Origin of the sequence: Lysobacter sp. TAB13 (assembly GCF_052113885.1) — a bacterium.
Classification (GTDB): Bacteria; Pseudomonadota; Gammaproteobacteria; order Xanthomonadales; family Xanthomonadaceae; genus Lysobacter; species Lysobacter gummosus.
In genome coordinates, this window is record NZ_JBFRDR010000001.1 from 228,950 (window position 1) to 249,146 (window position 20,197).

Sequence of the window (20,197 nt, forward strand, 5' to 3'; positions counted from 1 at the left end):
ACGGATTTCTCTCGATCTAAGGCCAAACGCCGAAGCGCCCCCCTCAGGACCTCTCCGGCACATCCAATCCCCAAATTGGATCGATCTAAATTAACCACAACCGGGCCTGTCGTTGCATGACGCGGCGCAGCAATACACCTGTGCTACGGCACAGTCGGGCCGCTCCCGGCCGCGTGCTGACGGCGGGCGGGAACGCTAAGTGGTTGTTTTGCCGAATCTGGCGGCGCGGCTTGTGCGGCGGCGGCGAATCGGCGGGCCCGGCATCGGGTTCGGATGAAAATCCGCGGTTGCACGGGGAACGGGGGCGGGCTGCGACTTTGCTGCGTTGCGGTGGCGGTGGCGGCGCTTGTGGCGGGCCGAGCGCATGACCGCGAGCGCGGGCGCGCGAATCCCGGCAGCGATCGACTCGCCGCGGCCGCTCGTGTCCGCACCGGGCCCACTATCGGCGACTCACCAGAACTGCGCCGGCTCACCGTCGTCGTCCACATAGCGCGCCTGCCCCGCTCCGCCGATCAGGCGCAGCAGTTCGCGCAGGTCGGCGCGCACCGCCGGGCTCAGCGGGCGCATGCAGGTCAGGCGCACGCGCGCCTCGCCGAACAGCAACTGCACTTCGTCCCAGCCGTCCGCGGGGCCGGCCGGATCGCTCAGCCAGATTTCGTGCGGTCCGGCCTGACGGCGAAAGCTCGGCAAAGCTGCGGCCTCGCGCAGCAGGCGCTCGCGCCGCCGCAGATAGTCGCCGGCATCGTCGGCGATCGCATCGTATTCGTAGCCCATCGCTGCGCTGCGCGGCTGCTAGGCGTGCAGCGCTTGCGCCAACGCGCGGACGATGTCGGCGTCGCTTTGCAGCCAATCCGGCGACAAACCCGCCAGGCCGTCGTTGCGATAACGCATCGCCGACACATGTGGCGCTTTCGCCGAGGCATGCAACTCGCCGACCTGCGCGCGTTGCGCCAGCCCGGCGATGTTGTGCACGGTGACGCCGGCGCCGGCCATCAGCGCGATGCGTCCGGCCGCCTGCGCCACCAGCGCGGCGATGTGGTCGGCGCCCTGCTCGGCATCGACCGCGCCGCCGGAGGTCAGGATGCGTTCGCAGCCCAGGGCGATGACGGCTTCCAGCGCCGCGGCGCGATCGCGCGCGACGTCGAAGGCACGATGGAAGGTGACGCCGAGCGAACCCGCCGCCGCGATCAGCTCAGCGCACACGCCGGCATCGACCGCGCCGTCGGCGTCCAGCGCACCGATCACCACGCCGTCGCAGCCCAGGCGCACGCAGGTCTCGACGTCGGCGCGCATCACCGTCAGATCGTTTTCGTCGTACAGGAAATCGCCGCCGCGCGGGCGGATCAGCACGTACATCGGAACGCGCAGGCGATCGCGCGCGACCGCGATGGTGCCGTACGACGGCGTGGTGCCGCCCTCGCGCAGGTTCTCGCACAACTCCACCCGGTCGGCGCCGCCGGCCTGCGCGGCCAACGCCGAGGCCAGCGAATTGGCGGATATTTCCAGCAGTTTTCGCGTCGTCATTGGGTCAGGTCTGTTGCGTGGTGTAGACCGACGGCGAATCCAGCAGCGCATCGCGCTTGTTCGCATCGCACACCGCGTAGACGAAACCGCGATGCAGCGCATGCGCGCCGACTTCGCCGTGCTTGTTGATCGCCAGGAAGCACACCTGCAAGGTCTTGCTGGCCTGCGGGCGCTTGCGCACCAGGCGGTCGATGGCCTCGCGGCAGGCTTCGTCCGGGCTGCGGCCCTGACGCATCAGCTCGACCACCAGGAAACTGGCCGCGTTGCGCAGCATTTCCTCGCCCACGCCCGAGGCGGTGGCGGCGCCGACTTCGTTGTCCACGTACAGGCCGGCGCCGACGATCGGGCTGTCGCCGACGCGGCCGTGCAGCTTCCAGGCCATGCCGCTGGTGGTGCAGGCGCCGGCGAGCTTGCCGCTGCGGTCGATGGCGAGGATGCCCAGGGTGTCGTGATTGGATTTATCCCCGGGCTTGGCCTGATCGAGCCGCTCGGCGTTGATCTGCGGCTGGTATTTGGAGGTCTTGCGCCATTCGTTCCAGGCCGCGCGCGCCTTGTCGGTCAGCAGCGGCTGCTTGGGAAAGCCTTGCTCGATCGCAAACTGCTGCGCGCCCGCGCCGACCAGCAGCACATGCGGCGTGCGTTCCATGACCCGGCGCGCGACCGTGACCGGATGGGCGATGTCTTCCAGCGCGGCGACCGCGCCGCAGCGGCCGTCGCCGTCCATGATGCTGGCGTCCAGAGTCAGCACGCCGTCGCGATCGGGATTGCCGCAATGCCCGACCGTGTTGTTGCACAGATCGGCCTCGGCCCAGCGCGCGCCGGCTTCCACCGCATCGAGCGCCGAACCGCCGTCGGCCAATACCGGCCACGCCGCCTGATTGGCGCCCACGCCGAAATCCCAGGTCGACACCACGCGCGCGCCGCTCGCGGCGGCGGGCCGGGCGGTCGAAGCGGCGGTATTTTTTTTCGCGCCCAACGCGGGCAAGGCGGCGGCGCCCGCGGCCAATAGCGAGCTTTGCAGGAAACGGCGGCGAGAGGTCATGGCGGTCGGCTCGAAGGCGGTGCGCACGCAGCGCGGACCGCCGACACGCTAGCCGCCGCCGCGGGCCGGCGCAAGTTGACGCGGCTGCTTATGCGGGTTTGCCATTGGATAAATCCGTCGAAACGCCGTGGCCGCGAGTTCGGACGCGGCATTCACGACGCCATGCGCAGTTCGGCGAAACCCGCGTCCGAGTCCACTGGCCTTCGCGATGCACGCTCCCCCGTCGTTCGGCATAGCCGGCTCCGATAGCCATCCGGCTCCAGGCAAGAGGTGTTCCGTCTCGATCGCTCCAATGCCTGACGCAATCGGCAGTCCGATCCCGCATGGTCCGACAGACCGGCGAAATTCGACGCAATATCGGGCAATGCGTTCCGCACCGCAGGTTACGAACCACGCGATCCGTACACGGCATGGATGATTCGTCGCATCCTTGCGCTCACCGCCGCCCGGCATTCGCAGGTTCTGGCGAGGGGCCCGATCGATTTCGCTTCATCGGGCGGCGTTTCGGAGCGCCAGGTTCCGAAGGCGCGACGGGACCGCTGTCCCACTGCGCAAGATTGAACTCTCCGCTTTGCAGGAATCGCTGCAGCCGATGGACGATGTATTGCGCATCTTCGTTCTCGGTCGCGATCCGGTTCCACGCGCCCCAGTCGATGGTTTGGCGCTCGCGCGCAGGCAGGCGGATTTCGCTTCCTTCGACCGGATCGTTCACGTCCAGAACGATAACGCCGATACCGTGCGTAGCGCTCAGAATCCGTAACTCGGCCATCGCCCGCTCCTCGATCTCGACCGCGATCAGATAGCCGAAGTTGGCCCAGGAAGAATTGGATACCGCCTGGTAAAAATGCTCGCGGACGTTCTTGATGTCGAGTTCCCGCTTGACCTCGAACGCCCACACGCGTGCCCGCCTTCCCCCTTCTTCCTTTACGCAGCCCTTGACCAGCGTATGCCAGTGCGCGGTAAGGTCTTCGACACTGATGATGTCGGGATGCAGCCATTTATTGCCGTTTTTCCCATAGGTGTTCTTGCTGCGCTTCTCGTCAACATATTTTGTGTAGAGCTCCAGCCGGTCGGCCAGAAATTGGTGCACCAACGGATAGAGCTCGCGTTCCGCGGGAATTTTCGCTGAAACGGCAGCGGTATAGGCAGGCCCCTCTTCATTGACGCAGGGCTGAACCTTCTTCGGCCCGTCCGTCTCAGCCTCATCGCTATCGATACTCGCGATATAGAGTTGACGGGGCCGCTCGCCAATCACTTGCAACAACGGGTAGCGACTGCGATAGATCGGCAGACCTCGCGATATTTCCGCGCCGATCTGCTGTGCGAGCGGCTTGGACTTATCGGAAGACCCCGGTCTTTGCTCTCGGCGTGCCTGCTTCTCGCGCGCCTGCTCCGGATAAAGTTGGACCAGGGCCTGTGCGATCTGCGCTACCGTGAACCGCTTGGGGGCGTATTGGGTCAAAAAGGCAATCACCCGGTCTTCCAAACGGCTCATAGCATTATCCTGTCCTTGGGCTGGAAGATAATTCTTGCGGAAACACGCTCGAGAACGCAACGCCGCCAATTTTAATTCTGCAACACAGTACAAAGGCCGGCCAGCCAAGACTCTCACGCATCCAAACGCCGCCGCGGGCCTTCGGACGGGACGCGCATAGGCAGCACAAACAGCCTTTCCCTGGACCATTAATGTCGATGGCACCAGCACGCTCCAACGTCTTGCGCTCAATAGCGCGCGCACTGCTCGAACGCGGCGCGGAAGGTTTCGAACGCATCGCGCGGCAACGACAGGCCCGCGGCCATGGCGTGGCCAATAACGCGGCAAGCCGCAGGGCAATGTGCAGGTGGGGATCAAGCGGGCGTTATTAGGCGCGTTGTCCGTTCGCGCCGAGGCAGCGACTCAGTCCGAGCCGTAGGCTTGGTCCGAGGTGGTTTCGACGAGCTTGAGATTGGCGTCGGTGCGCCGATAGTCGCGCGGATCCGCCAAGGACAGCTTGCACTGCGCCGTATCGCCCTCGATACGGATCGCCGCCCCAGACAGAGAGATATGTACCGCTTCGCGGCTGCGCTTGCCGAAGCGGGTGAAATAGGTCGCGCGATGGCCGCGCAGCACCACCGCGTTGGCGCCCGCTGCTTGCGCCGCAGCGGCCAGGCGATCGAATGCGCGGGCATAACTCGCCTGCGGCGGCGCCTTGTCCATGCTGGCTTCGGTAATGCGGGTCCCGGCTTCGGCCGTGACCGGTCCGAGCTTGCCGTAGGCACAGGCCGGCGTCGTGTCGAGCACCGGGATCGTGGCGGCCGCTTCGCCGATGCCGAGGCAACACCACAGCAGCGTGGCCGCAACGATGCAGGTACGTTGCCGATCCGACATGGCGGCTCCCCAGCCTGGCCTTGAAACGGCGAGTATAGGACATGCCGAACCGGCGATATGTAGCTTTTCGTGCGCAGGCCTGTAGCCGCAACTCGACTGCGCGTGGGCCGTGTTCTTCTGCCATTCGTGACCGGCCAGACCTTGCCGGACTGTTTCGCATGAGGCCGAGGCCGGAATTGAACCGACGTACGCGGATTTGCAGTCCGCTGCATAACCACTCTGCCACTCGGCCGTAAACGAAGACTAGGTCACGAAGATGAAATCGATCTGACAGCTGCGCACACGATCCATCGGTCAGCCAATGACAAACATCGGCTGATCAAACTCAACGGGTTGTCCGTTCGTGACCAGAACATCCGTGACGGTGCCCGATACGCCGGCTTCGATACGATTGGACGTGCTTAGTGTCGTGACGACACCCAAAGTGTCCCCGCGCTTCACGGTCGTACCCACCGCTACGAACGCAGGCGCCTGCGGGTTCTGCGAGAGATAGGTTGTCCCGACCATTGAAGAACGAACGACGTGTCCACTTTTCAGGTCCGCTGATGAATTCGAAGCTGCAGCGACGACTGCCGATACCCCTACCCCAGCTTTTATTTGCGGCGGACTTTCGCCCGGTCGCGATTCCCATGTCGATTTGTGCCTGGCCTGTAGCGAACTCGAGTTTTCGCGAGTAACTCGGATGGCACATCCTCCCAGCGTGACCTCGACCTCCGCCAGATTGGATGCTTTGAGTAGTCGGATAAGTCCTTTTACCTTGCGAATTTCCATGCGGCACCGAAGGGACGATGTTGAGAGGAAGTTCAGAGCAAGGGCGATTCAAGAGCCCCTGCAGAAGCTGGACGCCGGCAAGCAACATGCAGGACGCCGAACCAACGGGTTCTGTCCGGCGCGCGGAAGTTGCCCGACGTCGACGAGGTCTGCGCCCCTTGCGACCCGTCGGGCACGTGGCTACACGGTGATCGGGATATCCGTCGCGCCGCGCAGGTTGATCCGGCCGTTCCAGCGCACCCGGCCGGACAACGCCAGTTTGGGGAACCTGCTCACCAGCCGGCTGATCGCCACCCTCCCCTCCAGCCGGGCGAGCGCGGAGCCGAGACAGTGGTGCGTGCCGACGCTGAAGGACACATGGTGGCGGGCCTGTTCGCGGTCGAGCCGCAGCACGTCGGCGTCCGGGCCGAACATCCGCTCGTCCCGATTGGCCGAGCCGAGGCAAGCGATCATCATCGCGCCGGCCGGGATCTCGCGGCCACCGACCTGGTACGGGGTCAGGGTGATCCGACGGGTCTGGTGGGTCGGGCTGTCGTAGCGGAGGAATTCCTCGACGGCGTTGCCGATGAGGTCCGGATTCGAACGCAGCAGCGTAAGTTGATCGGGGTGGCGCAGCAGCGCGGTGACGCCGTTGCCGATCAGGTTGACGGTCGTATGGTGACCGGCGATGAAGAGCAGCAGGATCTGGGCCACCAGCTCGTCGTTGGAGAGAAAGTCGCCGTTATGGTCCGCCTGGATGAGCGCGGTCAGCAGATCGTCGGCCGGGTTGTTCCGCTTCCACGCGATGACCTCTCGCATCATGCCGGACAGCTCGACTTCGGCATCGACGATCGCCGTCATCACGTTGGCATCGGCGACCGGTTCCAGCGCGATGACCAGCGTCTCGGTCAACTCGAGCAGCCGCTTGGGATCGGTATCGGGCATGCCGAGCATCGTGGAGATCACCGCGAACGGCAACGGGAACGCGAGTGCGTCGATCAGGTTGACCGAGCCGGCATCGGCGATGCGGTCCAGCGACTCGTCGACCAATTCGGTCACCATCGGCTCCAGCGCGGCGATCGAGCGCGGCGTGAACACCTTGCCCACCAACGACCGCAACCGGGTGTGGTCCGGCGGGTCGCTGTCCAACAAGGTCACCAGTTTGACGGGCGCGTTGGCGATCAGTTTCTCGTACTGGTCGCGCATCGGGCCGGCGCCGAGGTTGCTGTCCGCCACGGACAATCGGGCGTCGCGCAGCAGCGTGGCGACGTCGGCGTGCCGGGACACGAACCAGAACCCCATCGGGTGCTCCTGCACCGGGTTAGTGTCGCGCAGCGTCCGGTAGTGCTCGTACGGGTTCTCTTCAAACCCGGGCAGGAACGGGTTGAACAGTTCCAGGGTCGTCCCGGTTTCCTGGGGCGCCTCGATTTCTTGCGTCGTCTCGGTCATGGTCTGGTTCTCGGTCATGATTTGGTTCGGTTCGTGTTGAACCTGTTCACAAGAAGACTGGCTGCAACGTTTCGGGCATTCGCGCGGGCGGATAGCAGATGCAAGCCAATAGGGCGCCGGATGTTCGAGTGTCCAACAGGCGCCCTACCCCACTGTTGAAACTCAGCGGCGGGCCGTGTGCCGGGTTGCCCGCGACAATCCGGTCAGCGGATGTCCTCGAGGTTAACGAGGTCCACCTTGGCGTTGACGTACTTGTCTTCCAGCAAGCTCGACCGCAACGTGGTCGCGAAGAACTTGTGGCTGTCATCGACGAGGGTCAGGTTCAGGAGGGGGTACGGCAAGAAGCCGACGTCAGAGAAACCGACGTCCTGGATCAGCGCCACTTCGATCTTGCCGCTGGCCAACGGCTTGTAGGTCCATTGGTTGTGAATCCGTTCCAACCGCACGACGCCGGGCGTATGCGGCAAGCTGTTGGGCATGCCCACCACATCCAGAGTTACCGTCTTGGTCGCTTTGTCCTGATGGAATATGGTCGAGATCAACAGCTCTCGATCGTCGAACGGCCCGGGCACTTCCACGCGCCACAGATCCCTGTCGTAGCCCCGTTCCGGGCTGAAGGGCATGATGCGCTTGAAATCCTTGCATCCGGGAATCCATTCCTTGCAAACCTGCAGGTTGTCGCCGACGCCGATATGCTGCGAGACCAACTGGTTCAGCGTGTAATCGCCCTCCATCACCGTCCGCATCTTCAGCATCGCGTCGCCCGGCGCCTTCATCACGTAGACCTTGATGCCGTCCTCGTCCTTGGCGAGCTTCCACTGGGCCGAACCGCAGGCCAGCCAGGCGAAATGCGCGATGATCACCGCCATCACAAACAAGCTGAAGACGAAGTAGATTCTCTTCCAGAGCGGGTCCTTGATCTTCTTGGGTACGCCGGCCTTGTCCGTGGCCGTGGTGTTCGATACTTCGTTCATGCTGTCTCCCTGTTGGTGCGATGGGTTGGGTGATGGAACACAAGCGCCGCTGCCGGGGTGCGGCGGTCAGGCCGGCACGGCCTCGGCTTCGACGGGCGCGTGATGGGTTTGGGTCAGGATGTCGGCGAGATACTTCGCCAGGCAAAGCAGGGTCAGTGTCGGCGCGACCCGTCCGTTCTCCGGGATGAGCGAACCGTCGCAGACGTAGAGATCGCGCACGCTGGTTTCGAGCCTCGCGTCGACATCGCTGCCTACGCGCAACGTGCCGAGGGCGCCGCCGGAAAACATCGGCGCCTTGAATATATCGACGGCACCGGCGCGTTCGAGGATCGCGCGCGCCGCCTTCTCGCCGTGCGCGAGCTTGTCGAAAACCGCGGCATCAAGCGTCTTGTTGTACTTACCATCGGCGGAAAGCCCGCCGCCGACTTCGTCGTGGGCCATCACCGTGACTCCAATGCTCTCCGGATACGCGAACATCCGCGAAATCTGCATGTACTGCAGCATGAACATGCGGAACGGCAGCTTGTGTACGTTCGCGTCCTTCAGGACGATGCCGTCTTCGATCGTGGTTTCCATGGTGCCGCAGAAACTGTCGACGCCGCGAAGGCCCGGGACGCGGCCGAACAGCGTAAAGGCCGGATCGATGAAGTAGCCGCCGGCGGCGACATGCTGCAGCCCGCTGCCGCGCAGCAGCACCGGCGTCGCCAGCGAGCCCGCGCAGACAACGACCCGCTCCGCCCGGAACTGGACCGATCCTTCCTTGGTCTTGCATTCCACACCGACCGCGCGCCCGTTCTCGATCAGTACCCGTTCGGTGAGAGTCTTGCACTTCAGCACCGCGCCCAGGCGCACGGCTTCGTCGAGCAAGGTCAGCGCCTTCCACTTGGCCTCGTAGGAGTAGACGCCGTTGCACTTCGACTGGTCGATCAGCATCAGCTTCTTCTTCCAGTCGTAACCGAGCGCGAGGGCGGCTTCGCGCACCTTGTGCGCCTGCGGGCTCATGAGCGCGTCGGCCATCTCGGCGAGCGGAACCTGCAGACGCATCGCATCGTAGGCGGGCTGCAGATCGATACCGAGCGCGCGATAGGCCGCGATCGGCGGTTCGTCCATGACCGCCATGAACATCGCGCTCGAGCCGCCCGCGGCGTACACCCTGGCGTCTTTGAGCTTGTCGGCCACCGGGACCTCGTTGAACATCGATCCGAGCGTCCAGACCGTCTCCTTGAGCTGGATATAGGGCCCCCGCTCCAGGACCAGCACTTTCTTCCCGCTACGGCTGAGTTCGCGCGCGATCACCGATCCGGCGGTGCCGGAGCCGACCACGATGCAATCGTAGATTTCACTGTCTGTGGACATGGTCATGACTTGGTCGTCTCCTGCTGAGTTCCGCCATTCCCCTGGGTCAGGTACTTGCGGTAGAGCTGTATATGACGCTCGCGATAGGCGAAGTCGGTCAGCGAGCGCTGGCCCAGGAACTCTTCGTCGATATCGACGTTGAGCGCGACTTCGGTGTGTTCCCAATTGGTGATCCGGCGCTTGGTGAGGTTGTTCATCACGGCCTTCGTCGCCAGCCAGACCTTGTCGAACTGCTTCACCTCCAGCACCGAGTACTGCTTGTAATGCCTGCCGGTACGGTCGTAGAGATCCTCCTTCAATGCGATGAAGCGCTCCTTGTCGACGTAGGAGACGATGCGGCCGTAGTAGGAACGCTTGCGGCGGCTGTCGGTCGGGGTCAACTCGACCTTCCAGACCGGGCGGCCGCGATAGCTGTCTTCGCCAAGCAGCTTGTACGTGTAGTCCCTCACCTTCCTGACGTCGGCGTCTTCGGCCGACAGCTCCGAACCGAACACCGCGCCGCTCTCTCCGCTGTCGGCGACGGACACGATGCGCTTGACCTTGCTCAACACCGGCAGATAGACCCAGAAGTCGGAAGCCTTGTCTTGCGGGTATCCCCACGAAAGCATGGCCGTGTTCTTGTCGCTGATCGGCTGGATGATGACGTCGAGCGCCTTGAATTCCAGGTCGCGCTGTCCCGGAGCCCCCGGGGTGGTACGGGTCTTGCTGAACGATTCGACGATCACGATGCGCGGCTTCTCGGCGCAGGACAGCTTTCCGTCGCCGACCTGGTAGCGACAGGTCGAGTACTTCAACTGGCGCGCAGAAGACGAAAAGCTGTGATTCGTCGCATCGTCCACCTTGATCATGATTTCACGGGCATCCTGCGCGAGGGATGCCGTCGGGGCGGCCAGGAACAGCGCCGCGAGGAAAATACGGCAGGCGGTTTTCATCCAACGGTCTCCTTATTGAACTTCGGTTTGAATGCCAACAACAGGGCGGGCAGCAGGAACAAATCGTTGAGCAGGCCCACGAAGATCGCCAGCGCGCCGAACTTGCCCATGTTGGACGTGCCCGCCGCGGAGGCGATCGCCATGATCCCGAAGCCCAGGCCCAGGATCAGCGCGGTGAACACCACGCCCGGGCCGGCTTCGCTCATGGTCTCGCGCAGCGCGGCGTTGACGTCGCCGTCCTTGGCCAGTTTCTGCTGGTAATGCGAAATGAAGTGCACGGTGTCGTCGATCGAGATGCCGATGATGATCGGCGCGAGCATCATCGTGAAGAAATCGAGGGGAATCCCGGAGATCCCGAGCAGCCCCAGGGCGAGCAGCGCGGGGATCAGGTTGGGAATCAACGCGATCAATCCGACCTTGACCGAGCCGAACACCAGCAGCAGGATCACGCTCACCACTATCAGAGCGATGCCGAAGGTGATGGCCTCGTTTTCGGTGATGTACTGAGCCGCCTGCATCGCCAGCGCGAAGACGCCGGTGATGGACACCTCAGCCTTGGGGTACTTCGTCTTCAGCTGCGCCATCGTCTGATCGATGTCGGCGCGCATCTGCTTAAAGACCTCGTGGTACTCGTACGATCCGTAGCTGTGCAGTGAGATCTTGATATTGGCCTTGCGGTAGCTGTCGTCGACCAGGCGCTGGCGCTCGCTCGGATTCGCGCTGTTGAACATGAACAACACCTGCGACAGCATTTCACGCGTGTCGGGAATCCGCTCGTACTGTGGCGCGTTGCCGTTGAGTTTCCGGTTGGCGTCCTTCGCCACATAAGCGATGGAGTTGGTCGTCACCACGTACTTCTTGTACTTGGTCTCGAACTTCTTCTGCAGCTCGTCCATCGCCTTCAGCACGTCCGGATCCTGCAGGGCGAAGTCCTCCTTGAAATCGAGGTACAGCACCATGGCGTAGGCGCCCATCATGTGCTCGTCGGCGACCTTCACGCTCTGGGTGAAGGTCGAGTTCTCCGGATACTGGTCCAGAATCTGCGAGTCGATCTTCACCTGGGTCGCGCCGTAGATGGAGACCACGAGCATCAGCATGAAGGGAATGATGAACGCGACCGGACGCTTCTCCACGATCGGGAAGACTTTGTCCAAGGCCGACTTGAGGTGCGGCAGCACATCCAGGAAGCGTTTTTTCTCCGGCGTGGCGACGATCACCTTCTTTTTCGACACCGTCGGCCACAGGTCGATCAGTACCGGCAGCAGGTAGAAGGTCAGCAGCAAAGCGAACAGGATGCCGAGGGTCGACATGATCGCGAAGCTCTGGATCGGAACGACCGGCGTGATGTTCAGCGCCATGGTGCCGGTCATGTTGGTCAAACCGGTCAGGAGCAGCGCCACGCCGGCGAACTTGTAAGTGTGGCGCAGCGCTTCGCGATGATCGATGCCGGATGTACGCATGCGGGTGTAACCGGTCAGCGTGTGCACCGTATCGGCGACACCGACGGTCAGGATCAGCAAGATGGTGAGGATCAGGAAACCGGTGACGGTGAGTCCGAGCCAGCCGGCGGCGCCAAGGGTGAAAACCGTGCTCAGGATGACGGTAAGCATCGACCACACCACGGCCGACGCGGAACGAAACAAGAACCACAGCAGCACCACGATGATCGCGAACGCGGCCAGGTAGAGAATGCCCATCTCTTCGGACATCTTCACGTCGTGTTCGGCGGCCGCGGTATTGCCGACCGCGTAAAAGTCGAACTGCTTGGCGTACTGGGGCTTGTCGAGGATCTTCTTGATCTCCTCGAACAGCTTCAGGTAGTCGGCCTGGTCGGTGGGCTTGAACTCGACCGGCTTTTCCTCGCCTGGCGTCGCTGCCTGGTCGAGCGACAGCACCGTTTCCTCGGTGACCGCCTCCGCGCCGACCGGGACGCTGCCGAAATCGGTTTCGATATAAATTCCGCCGTACTTGTGATCGCGGGAGAAGAACTGGAGCGGAAGCTGCTTCTCGGATTCCGCGATCGCTTTGATCTTGGCGATCGCTTCGGGCGAAGTGGGCACCGTGTCGCCGACAAGCTGCCTGGAAGCCAGCACGTCCCCATCGACCGTCAGCACCGAAGCGTTGACCAGGGTGTCTACCTTGACGATGTGTTCGAGCGCGGATTGCTCGCCCTGCTTGAGCTTGGCGCGGAAGTTGATCAGATCGTTCTGGATGCCGCGCGCGGCTTCCAGCGACGCCGGCGAAAACACGTCCCCGTCCTTCGACTTGTAGACGATGTAGACGCCGTCCTCGCTGCCGAACTGCGCGTGGTAGCGGTTGAACGCGATCAGCGTCGGGTCGTTCTTGGCGAACCAACCTTCGATGGTCATGTCCATGCGCAGCTTGCCGATGCCGAAGATGCTCGCGGCAAGCAATGCGAGGAAAACAATGCCGACCAGCAGGCGTCTTTTGCGCAACGCATCCGGAACGTTTTCGAAGTGCTCAGACAATCGGTTTACGATTCGATCTCTAACGGACATGAATGCACTTCCTGTTGGTCATGTTGATTGCCCCGCGAAGGCTCGACGCCCCCGCGGATACAGGCTGGTTGAAGGTTCGATGCGGCGATGCGTTCCGGGTCCTGCCCTTGCCGTCGGTCGCGCCAGGCCGGCGGTTCATTGAAAGAGCCTCGCGATCACCGCACTGCCATCGGTACCGACGACGGACAGATGATCCGCCTCGACATCGATGCAGACGGCAGGCTTGGCCAGGAATTTGCTCCACCCCAATGCCGGCGGCTGGTCGCCGTTGCTTCGCGTTCCGCGGACGATCGCGGTCTCGCAGGCTTCCGGCAGCTTTTTCGGACGATAGCTGCGGCATGCCTTCTCGTTGGCGAGCGAAATCCGATACGCGAGCATGAAATTCTCTCTGGGCATCCAGAAGCCGTTGCGCTGGACGAGATCGAACAGATAGTCGGCCCACCGTTCCTCGGGAAGTTCGCGGAATTCGTCGGCGTCCAGCGGCTGCTTGCCGCCGAGCGAACTGATCAGGTTGGCGAAGGCCTCGAGAATCTCATCCGACAGACTTCGCATGGACGGCCCCGGGCAGCGGCAATCCACCAGCACCAGACGCTCGACCACGATGTTCTGCTTCATCAGCTGATGCGCCATCTCGAATGCGACGACCGCGCCATTGGAATAGCCGAGCAGGCTCAGCTTGCCGCAGTCCCGCAACGCCGCAAGCGTGGCGATGTTGGCTTCGGCCATCGCGCGTATGGAATCGAGCGGTTCGCGCTTGCCGTCCACGCCGACCGACTGGAGCCCGAACATCGGGCGCTTGCCGTTCATCGCGCGGCTCAACGTCCGCAGCGACAGGACGCTGCCGTCGGCGCCCGGGACGGCGAAGACCGGCGTTCCCGTTGCATTGGTCTGCATCGGCACAAGATCGTCGGCCATCGAGTCCCGGCTCACGAACCAGGTTTCCAGATCGGTTTTGGCCGCGGCCGTCCGCAGGAACTTCGAGGGCGAGGCCGCTGCGCCGGAGCGCGAGACCGCTGCAGGGACGCCGGCCGAGCCGACGACGTGGATACGATCGATCTTGGCCCGATAGTTCTCGGCCAGATGACCGGCGAGACGCTCGATGCTGGGGTAATTGAACACGACGCTCGGAGAGAGGTTCTCGCCGAGCAAGCCGATGAGCCGCTGGATCAACGTGGCCATTGCGACCGAATCCAGGCCGAGCTGGAGGAAGTCCAGACCGACATCGACGTCCGCGCGCGCAACGCCCTGCACTTCGGCGGTTTCCTGTGCGAGGAAGAGCACGATCTTGTCCGCGGCATCGAGCGCTTCCGGCGTTTCGCCGTCGGCGAGCGCATCGAGGAAACGCCACTTGCGCGCGGCCTCGCGCGCGTCACCGCCGTCGTGCGCGCTCTTGGCTTTCTGCGGCCTCGCTACGGTGGGGATCTCCACACGCGACGGCGCATCGGCGTCGTCGAAATCCAGCCAGTAGCGATTCTTGGCGAACGGATACGGCGGAGTGTCTACCAACTGCGGCAGCGCTTGCGCACTGCGGCGACGGGTCAGCACCACCTCGCGCCAGTGACGCTCCCAAGGCATATCGATGCCGGCGACCCACAGCATCGCGATATCTTTCAGCATGCCTTCGCGCAGGTTTTCGAGCAGCTTGTCCTCGCCGATCTGCGACTTGATCATGCTGAACACGCGCGTGTTGTCGCGCTCCTGCGGACCGCCGATGAAGATCGGGCCGTTGCCTTCCACCGGCTTGTCCGCGGCCAGATGTTTGGCGGCGCGCGCCAGAGCTTCGGTCAGCTCCTTGTGGCTGGCGGCGACAATGGCGAGCCGGTGTTCCATCGGCACGGTCGCCAGTTGCATGGTATAGGCCATGTCCTCCAGCGACGGACGGCTGGCGTAGAGGGACAACGATTCCTGCAGGGACTCGCGCGCAAGAGCCAACGACTCCTGCAGGGATTCGCGGGTACGCGCCGAGAAGACGAACAAATGGCGGCCGCCCTGCTCCGCGCGCGCGACGCCGTGGTCGGTGCGGTATTCCTCGAACAGCAGGTGCACGTTCACGCCGCTGTCGGAGAAGGAGTTGACGCCCGCGCGGATCGGTTCCTCGCCGCGGCGCAGCTTGTCGAACGGCAGCGGGTGGTCGGCGATATACAGCGGATGCGCGGCCGATTCGATGTCGATGAAGGAGTTGAGCGTCTTCTTGGTGATCGTGGCGGGGAACTGCTTGTGATGCAGCGACAGCGCGACCTTGATCGCGCTGGCCGCTCCGCTGGCCGGCTCGAGATGGCCGATGTTGCCCTTGATGCTGCCGAGCGCACAGTGCTTGTCGCCGGTGGCCGGCGCATTGAATGCGTTCTTGATTCCTTCGAATTCGAAGGAATCGCCCCACTTGGTGGCGTAGCCGTCGACTTCGATGTAGCGCACCGAGTTCGGCGCGATGCCGTGCTTCTCGTAGCATCCGGCGATCACCTCGGTGATGGCTTCGTGCTTGATCTCGGAGATGAAGCTGGCGCGGCCGCGGTTGTTCTGGTGGGTCGCGACCACCTTGGCGAAGATGCGGCGGTTGTCGCGCTCGGCATCGTCGAGCCGCGTGAGCACCAGCAGGCCGACGCCTTCCCCGCGGGTGAAGCCGTTGGCGGCGTCGTCGAACACGCCGCAGCTGCCGTCGGGCGACAGCAGGCCGTAGCGCGCGATCGCCGCGTAGTCGCCTTCGAACAGATTGAGCGACACGCCACCGCAGATGGCCACGTCGCACTCGCCCTGCGCCAACGATTGACAGGCGCGGTGGATCGCAAGCCCGGACGAGGCGCAACTGGCGTTGACCACTTCGCTCGGGCCTTTGAAGTCGTACAGGAACGAGATGCGGTTGGCGAGGTAGTAGATCGGGCTGGACGAGCTGAGCGCCGGAGCGGTCGGGATGCGGTGCAGATTGCGGCGCAGGTGATGCTCGTATTCGGCGTACTCATAGCCGAGGAAAAGTCCCGTGCGCGTACCGCGCAGCATGTCCGCGCGCAGGCCGGCGTTCTGCAGCGCGTGGTAAAGCGCCTGCATCACCAGGCGTTCCTGCGGATCGCACAAGCGGGCCTCGTCTTCGCTGAGGCCGAAGAAGGCGGGATCGAACCGGTCGACCTCCTCGATCAGCGCGCCCCAGCGCGGCGCGGCGTCGGCGGTGGCGGCGCCGCCCCAACGGTTTCCCGTCAGCGGCGCGATCAACGAGCGCTGGTCGATCAGGTTGTGCCACAGCGCTTCCGGTGTCGTGGCATCCGCGAACTTGCAAGCCATGCCGACGACCGCGATCCCGAGGTTGCCGGTCGGCAGCGCGACCGCCTGCACTTCGACGGGTTCGGCGCTGCGCTCGTTGGCGGACAGGCCGAAGTAATGCGAAAGCGCGTCGGCGTGGTGCTCCAGCAGATGGTCGATCACCGCTTGCTTGGATGTGAAGCGCTCGCCATGCAGGTCCAGGCCGTATTCGTCGCGGACGAAGGCCAGGATGCGCGCGAGGCCCCCTGCCCCATCGGTTTGCGGTTGCCGCCGCGCCTGCGCCTGGCGGCGCGGGACAGCGCTCCCCGCGGCCGGTTTAGCCGATGCCGTGATCGCGGCGGGAGGCGCAGGCTGTGCGGCCGCGGCCGGCTGCGCCTTCGGCACCGGCGTGGCCGGGGTCTCGTTCATCCAACCGCCGATGGCGCCGGCCAGCTCGCTGATCGACTTCACCGCCGTCAGCTGCGCCGGCGTGATCGACACCTTGAGCTGCTTGCTCAGGTTGGTCATCAGCTCGATCGCTATGATCGAGTCCATGCCGAAGGAATCGAAGTCAGCGTCGACGTCCAGCCGATCGACCGGGATTTTCAGCGTGGACGCGACGGTTCTTGCGATCGTGTCCAACAACGGCAGTTCCGCGACAGCGCTCATCTCAAGCTCCCTGATTCTTCTGCCAACGCGAGGTCGGCGGCAAGCAGCGCCCTCAGGCGCTCCATCTCGTTGCGGGGCGGCGCATCGCTGGACCGCGCAGGCGCGAATGCGGTGGTTTCGGGCAGCGATGCGGTGTCCTGCATCGGTTCCTCGTCGGGTTCGCGGAAGAATCCGCTGCGCTTGAGGACCGACATGCTCGTCTTCACGCCGGCGATCACCGCCTCGATGTCCTGGTCGGTGTGGGCCGTGGTCAGGAAGCAGTTGCCCTGGATGTTGGTCTCCACGCCTTCCATCCGCAGCAGGATGAAGAACAGCGCTTCGGTCACGCCCCAGTAGCTGTCGATGAAGCGGAAGCGGAACAACGAACCGAAGGTGTCGATGACCACCGGCAGGCGCTCTTCGCCGAAGAACACATTCAGCGTGTCGGCCAGCCGCGTGGTCTTTTCGTTGAGGCTGCGCTGGAAGCAGGTGCAGCCCTCGCAGGTCTGCACGCCGTCGCCGCAACGCTTTTTGATCTCTCCCAGCACGGCCAGAGCCGCGGCGATCTTCAGCGGGTTCTGCGAATGGGTGCCGGCCATGCCTGTGCGCTTGGAGCTCGGCATGCTGTCGTCGTCGAATCGCCAAGTGCCGCCATCGATCAGGTCCATGTATTTGGCCGCACCTGCGATCACGCCCGTGGGCAGGCCGCCGCCGGGAATCTTGCCGTAGGTGGCCATGTCCGCCTGGATGCCGAAGCGACCCTGCGCGCCCCGCGGACACACGCGGAACCCGGTGATCATCTCGTCGAAGATCAGCGGGATGTCCTTCTCGATCGTCAGCTGGCGAAGCGCCTTGAGGAATTCCACCGGCTTCTTGTAGGGATGGCGCGATTGCACCGGCTCGACCAGCACGGTGGCGATCTCGCCGGCGCGCTGTTCGATCGTGTCGAGCGACGCCATGTCGCCGTAGTCCAGCACGATGATCTGGTCGGCGAACTCCTGCAGGATGCCCGGCGCCATCGGGAAGCTGTTGCCGGCGAGGTCCTTCGTCGCCGCCACCGCGTCCGACAGACCGTGATAGGCGCCGTCGAACAGCACGATCTTCTTCCGGCCCGTGGCCGCGCGCGCGATGCGTACCGCGAACATCACCGCCTCGGTTCCCGATTGCGTGAACAGCGCGCGTTCGTGGCCGGTGATCTCGCAGAACAGCTTGCAGGCCCGAAAGATCATGTCGGAATAGCCGACCAGCGGGATGCCCTGGTCCAGGCTGTGCTTGACCGCGTCGATCAGGAAGGGTGCGCGATGCCCGAACAGGTTCACGCCCATGTCGCCGGAGATGTCGATGTATCTGTTGCCGTCGGCGTCGTGGACGTAGGCGCCTTCGGCCTGGGTGTAGGTGATCTGGAAGTGGAGCTTCTTCAGATCCTTGATCAGGTGGAAGGCGCGACGCTGGTCGACGAAGTGGACCTGGTGTTCGAGAACATTGGCCTTGGACTTCGGCACGAAGCGGTCGTACTTCTCCACCAGAGCGGCGATCCAGGCGCGGTGCTCGTCGGTGAGGTCGCGCTGGTCGATCGTCTTCAGGGCCCGCGCCGCGCCCTTGCCGTCGTGCGCCGGCGCGATGCCGTCCGCGCGGCGCACGATCGCCAACACCTGCAGCTGCAACTCCTTGTCCAGCGACTGGAACAGGCGCATGGCGTCCTGCTTGTCGATCTGCTTCGACAGGATTCTTTTCGATACGTCTTCAACGGATATCTGCATGGCGTGATCCATCTGGCGGTCGCTAGAATTGATATTGATATCGGACGACGAACTGCTTCTGGTCGCGATACGGCCAGTTCCCGCTGCGCTTGTCCCGTTCGTCGGGATAGAACAGCTCGAAATAGACCGTGGAGTTGTCGTCGATCAGGTAGGAACTGAGGAACTTGTGCTGGAAGCTGGTGTAGGGCTTGCTGTAAATGGTGAGCCAACTCAGGATCAGGTTTTCGTTGAAGAAGCGGTTGCTCACCGAGCCCACCAACTGGTATTCGTCCCGCTCGCGTCCCACGATGTCGCCGCGCCAGTCGAGCAGACGGCTCCAGACGACTTCGGCGCTGTAGGTAAGCGTCCGGCCGCCCGGCGAATAATCGAAGCCGAAGGACGAATCGAACTGATCGCTTTCCACGATCGTCGGGCCGCTGCTGCCGGCCGTGCGCGCGAAGAACGCGCGCGGCTGTTTCAGCGCCACTTCCGCGCGCAGCAGCAGGTTGTCGATCGCGATGTTCGCGGTCAGTCCGTACATGCGGAATCGTTGCTGGCGCACCAGGTAATCGTTGTCGATCAGCCGCGCCGCCATCAGGCTGATGTCGCTCTTGCCGAACGTGCGCTTCCACCGCGCCCCGAATTCGTGCGTGCCGGAGTTGTCCCAGTCGTCGTTCGGCGCCTTCGCGTCGAAGGCGCCGGGGATGTCGTACTCCGAGCCGCGGTCCGGATACTTGTTGTAACCCGGCCGCGGCACGAAGAACGCGGTCCACTGACCGGAGTCGCTGAAGTGGTCCATGGTGAGCATCGGCTGACCGACGCGAGACTCTTCCAGCGAGATGAAGAAGAACTCGGCGCTGTTGCGGGGACTCACTTCGTCGGTGATCGCGCCGCCCTCCGAAACGCCCCACGGCAGGATCTGGTAGCCGAGCCGGAAGCTCGTGTTGCCGAAACTGCTCTGCAGGTAGGCTTCGCGCGTAACCAGTTCGCGAAAAGGATCCTCGTTCTTTGCCTTGGCGCGGTGATCGTTGCCCCAGTGCACATTGAGCTTCGTATCCAGGCGCAGATACAGATTGCTGGTCAAGGGCTTCGAATATTCCAGCCGCACGGACGAGCGGTTGTTCACCACCCGCTTCGGCGAGGCGAACTTGTACGAGGTCTCGTGCTTCAGGCTGATGCGCATCGGATCCAGCCAGGCCGCGAGCTTGCCGCCGTCGTCCACCGTGCGCCCGACCGGGTCCTCGCCGCCCTCGGGCGTCGATACCGGTGCATCGGGCTCCTTGCCAACAAGATCCGGCCCCTCGCGCGAAGGCTCGCCGTCGGCACGCGCTGCCGGCGCGCCCTGGACGTTGTCGCTATCGCCGTCCATGTTCGAATCGATGTCGATTTTGACGTTGTCGAGGTCGATGGCCGTGTCGGCGCCCTGCTCCGGCACAGATGCCGCGGGAACCTTGTCGCCGCTCACGACGGGTGCAGGCTCGGCCTTCGGCGTTTGCGCACAGGCGCCAAAGGCCACCCCGAGGGCCAGCAGGGAAATCGCCACCGACTTCATCGATCGCGCCTGCAGCGGATGTTCGACACCCACAGGCGCCCGCGACGCCCCGCCCTGGGGCGAGGTGGCGATCGACGCGGAGATCGATTCCTGCGGGGATGCGTTCATGAGCG

14 protein-coding genes and 1 tRNA gene are annotated in these 20,197 nt (G+C 63.9%); all 15 read right to left on the reverse strand.

Going from position 1 to position 20,197, the window contains the following annotated elements; all coding sequences use genetic code 11:
• Positions 1 to 450 precede the first annotated feature (450 nt).
• The gene (locus tag AB4Y92_RS00870; RefSeq protein WP_441817924.1) at positions 451 to 774 is read right to left on the reverse strand and encodes a hypothetical protein; all 324 of its coding nucleotides are present in this window, start codon (positions 772 to 774) and stop codon (positions 451 to 453) included.
• Between the two features lie 18 nt (positions 775 to 792).
• Positions 793 to 1,524: a copper homeostasis protein CutC gene (locus AB4Y92_RS00875; RefSeq protein ID WP_441817925.1), complete on the reverse strand. Its 732-nt coding sequence runs from the start codon at positions 1,522 to 1,524 to the stop codon at positions 793 to 795.
• Between the two features lie 4 nt (positions 1,525 to 1,528).
• On the reverse strand, positions 1,529 to 2,566 hold the full coding sequence (locus AB4Y92_RS00880; protein ID WP_441817926.1) for a N(4)-(beta-N-acetylglucosaminyl)-L-asparaginase: 1,038 nt from the start codon (positions 2,564 to 2,566) through the stop codon (positions 1,529 to 1,531).
• 436 nt (positions 2,567 to 3,002) lie between these two features.
• Positions 3,003 to 4,061, reverse strand: a complete 1,059-nt coding sequence (locus tag AB4Y92_RS00885) for an HrgA protein (protein WP_441817927.1) — start codon at positions 4,059 to 4,061, stop codon at positions 3,003 to 3,005.
• Positions 4,062 to 4,463: 402 nt separating this feature from the next.
• A complete protein-coding gene (locus AB4Y92_RS00890; RefSeq protein WP_441817928.1) occupies positions 4,464 to 4,934 on the reverse strand; it encodes a hypothetical protein in 471 nt (156 codons plus the stop codon).
• Between the two features lie 161 nt (positions 4,935 to 5,095).
• A tRNA-Cys gene (locus tag AB4Y92_RS00895) sits at positions 5,096 to 5,166 on the reverse strand.
• Positions 5,167 to 5,228: 62 nt separating this feature from the next.
• Positions 5,229 to 5,705, reverse strand: a complete 477-nt coding sequence (gene accB, locus AB4Y92_RS00900) for an acetyl-CoA carboxylase biotin carboxyl carrier protein (protein ID WP_441817929.1) — start codon at positions 5,703 to 5,705, stop codon at positions 5,229 to 5,231.
• A 180-nt stretch (positions 5,706 to 5,885) separates the two neighbouring features.
• Complete coding sequence (locus AB4Y92_RS00905) at positions 5,886 to 7,151, reverse strand: cytochrome P450 (protein ID WP_441817930.1); 1,266 nt, start codon at positions 7,149 to 7,151, stop codon at positions 5,886 to 5,888.
• 185 nt (positions 7,152 to 7,336) lie between these two features.
• Entirely contained in the window at positions 7,337 to 8,107 is a 771-nt protein-coding gene (locus AB4Y92_RS00910; protein ID WP_441817931.1) for a hypothetical protein, read from the reverse strand.
• A gap of 66 nt (positions 8,108 to 8,173) precedes the next feature.
• On the reverse strand, positions 8,174 to 9,430 hold the full coding sequence (locus tag AB4Y92_RS00915) for an FAD-dependent oxidoreductase (protein WP_441817932.1): 1,257 nt from the start codon (positions 9,428 to 9,430) through the stop codon (positions 8,174 to 8,176).
• A gap of 35 nt (positions 9,431 to 9,465) precedes the next feature.
• A complete protein-coding gene (locus tag AB4Y92_RS00920; RefSeq protein ID WP_441817933.1) occupies positions 9,466 to 10,395 on the reverse strand; it encodes an outer membrane lipoprotein-sorting protein in 930 nt (309 codons plus the stop codon).
• Positions 10,392 to 12,851 carry an efflux RND transporter permease subunit gene (locus AB4Y92_RS00925; protein ID WP_441817934.1) on the reverse strand — a complete coding sequence of 820 codons (2,460 nt, stop codon included), beginning with the start codon at positions 12,849 to 12,851 and terminating at the stop codon, positions 10,392 to 10,394. The genes AB4Y92_RS00920 and AB4Y92_RS00925 overlap by 4 nt, the downstream gene beginning before the upstream one ends.
• A 198-nt stretch (positions 12,852 to 13,049) precedes the next feature.
• Positions 13,050 to 16,814, reverse strand: coding sequence for a beta-ketoacyl synthase N-terminal-like domain-containing protein (locus tag AB4Y92_RS00930; protein WP_441818264.1), 3,765 nt, complete (start codon positions 16,812 to 16,814; stop codon positions 13,050 to 13,052).
• Complete coding sequence (locus tag AB4Y92_RS00935; protein ID WP_441817935.1) at positions 16,811 to 18,553, reverse strand: aminotransferase class III-fold pyridoxal phosphate-dependent enzyme; 1,743 nt, start codon at positions 18,551 to 18,553, stop codon at positions 16,811 to 16,813. Before AB4Y92_RS00935 ends, AB4Y92_RS00930 begins: the two co-directional genes overlap by 4 nt.
• Positions 18,554 to 18,575: 22 nt before the next feature.
• Positions 18,576 to 20,192, reverse strand: a complete 1,617-nt coding sequence (locus tag AB4Y92_RS00940) for a hypothetical protein (protein WP_441817936.1) — start codon at positions 20,190 to 20,192, stop codon at positions 18,576 to 18,578.
• Positions 20,193 to 20,197 lie beyond the last annotated feature (5 nt).

What these genes read in the sequence shown, in the direction of transcription:
- AB4Y92_RS00885 (WP_441817927.1), bottom strand. Translation starts at nt 4,061, where the DNA reads ATGAGCCGTTTGGAAGACCGGGTGATTGCCTTTTTGACCCAATACGCC.
- AB4Y92_RS00880 (WP_441817926.1), bottom strand. Translation starts at nt 2,566, where the DNA reads ATGACCTCTCGCCGCCGTTTCCTGCAAAGCTCGCTATTGGCCGCGGGC.
- accB (WP_441817929.1), bottom strand. Translation starts at nt 5,705, where the DNA reads ATGGAAATTCGCAAGGTAAAAGGACTTATCCGACTACTCAAAGCATCC.
- AB4Y92_RS00940 (WP_441817936.1), bottom strand. Translation starts at nt 20,192, where the DNA reads ATGAACGCATCCCCGCAGGAATCGATCTCCGCGTCGATCGCCACCTCG.
- AB4Y92_RS00890 (WP_441817928.1), bottom strand. Translation starts at nt 4,934, where the DNA reads ATGTCGGATCGGCAACGTACCTGCATCGTTGCGGCCACGCTGCTGTGG.
- AB4Y92_RS00905 (WP_441817930.1), bottom strand. Translation starts at nt 7,151, where the DNA reads ATGACCGAGAACCAGACCATGACCGAGACGACGCAAGAAATCGAGGCG.
- AB4Y92_RS00920 (WP_441817933.1), bottom strand. Translation starts at nt 10,395, where the DNA reads ATGAAAACCGCCTGCCGTATTTTCCTCGCGGCGCTGTTCCTGGCCGCC.
- AB4Y92_RS00870 (WP_441817924.1), bottom strand. Translation starts at nt 774, where the DNA reads ATGGGCTACGAATACGATGCGATCGCCGACGATGCCGGCGACTATCTG.
- AB4Y92_RS00875 (WP_441817925.1), bottom strand. Translation starts at nt 1,524, where the DNA reads ATGACGACGCGAAAACTGCTGGAAATATCCGCCAATTCGCTGGCCTCG.
- AB4Y92_RS00910 (WP_441817931.1), bottom strand. Translation starts at nt 8,107, where the DNA reads ATGAACGAAGTATCGAACACCACGGCCACGGACAAGGCCGGCGTACCC.
- AB4Y92_RS00930 (WP_441818264.1), bottom strand. Translation starts at nt 16,814, where the DNA reads ATGAGCGCTGTCGCGGAACTGCCGTTGTTGGACACGATCGCAAGAACC.
- AB4Y92_RS00935 (WP_441817935.1), bottom strand. Translation starts at nt 18,553, where the DNA reads ATGCAGATATCCGTTGAAGACGTATCGAAAAGAATCCTGTCGAAGCAG.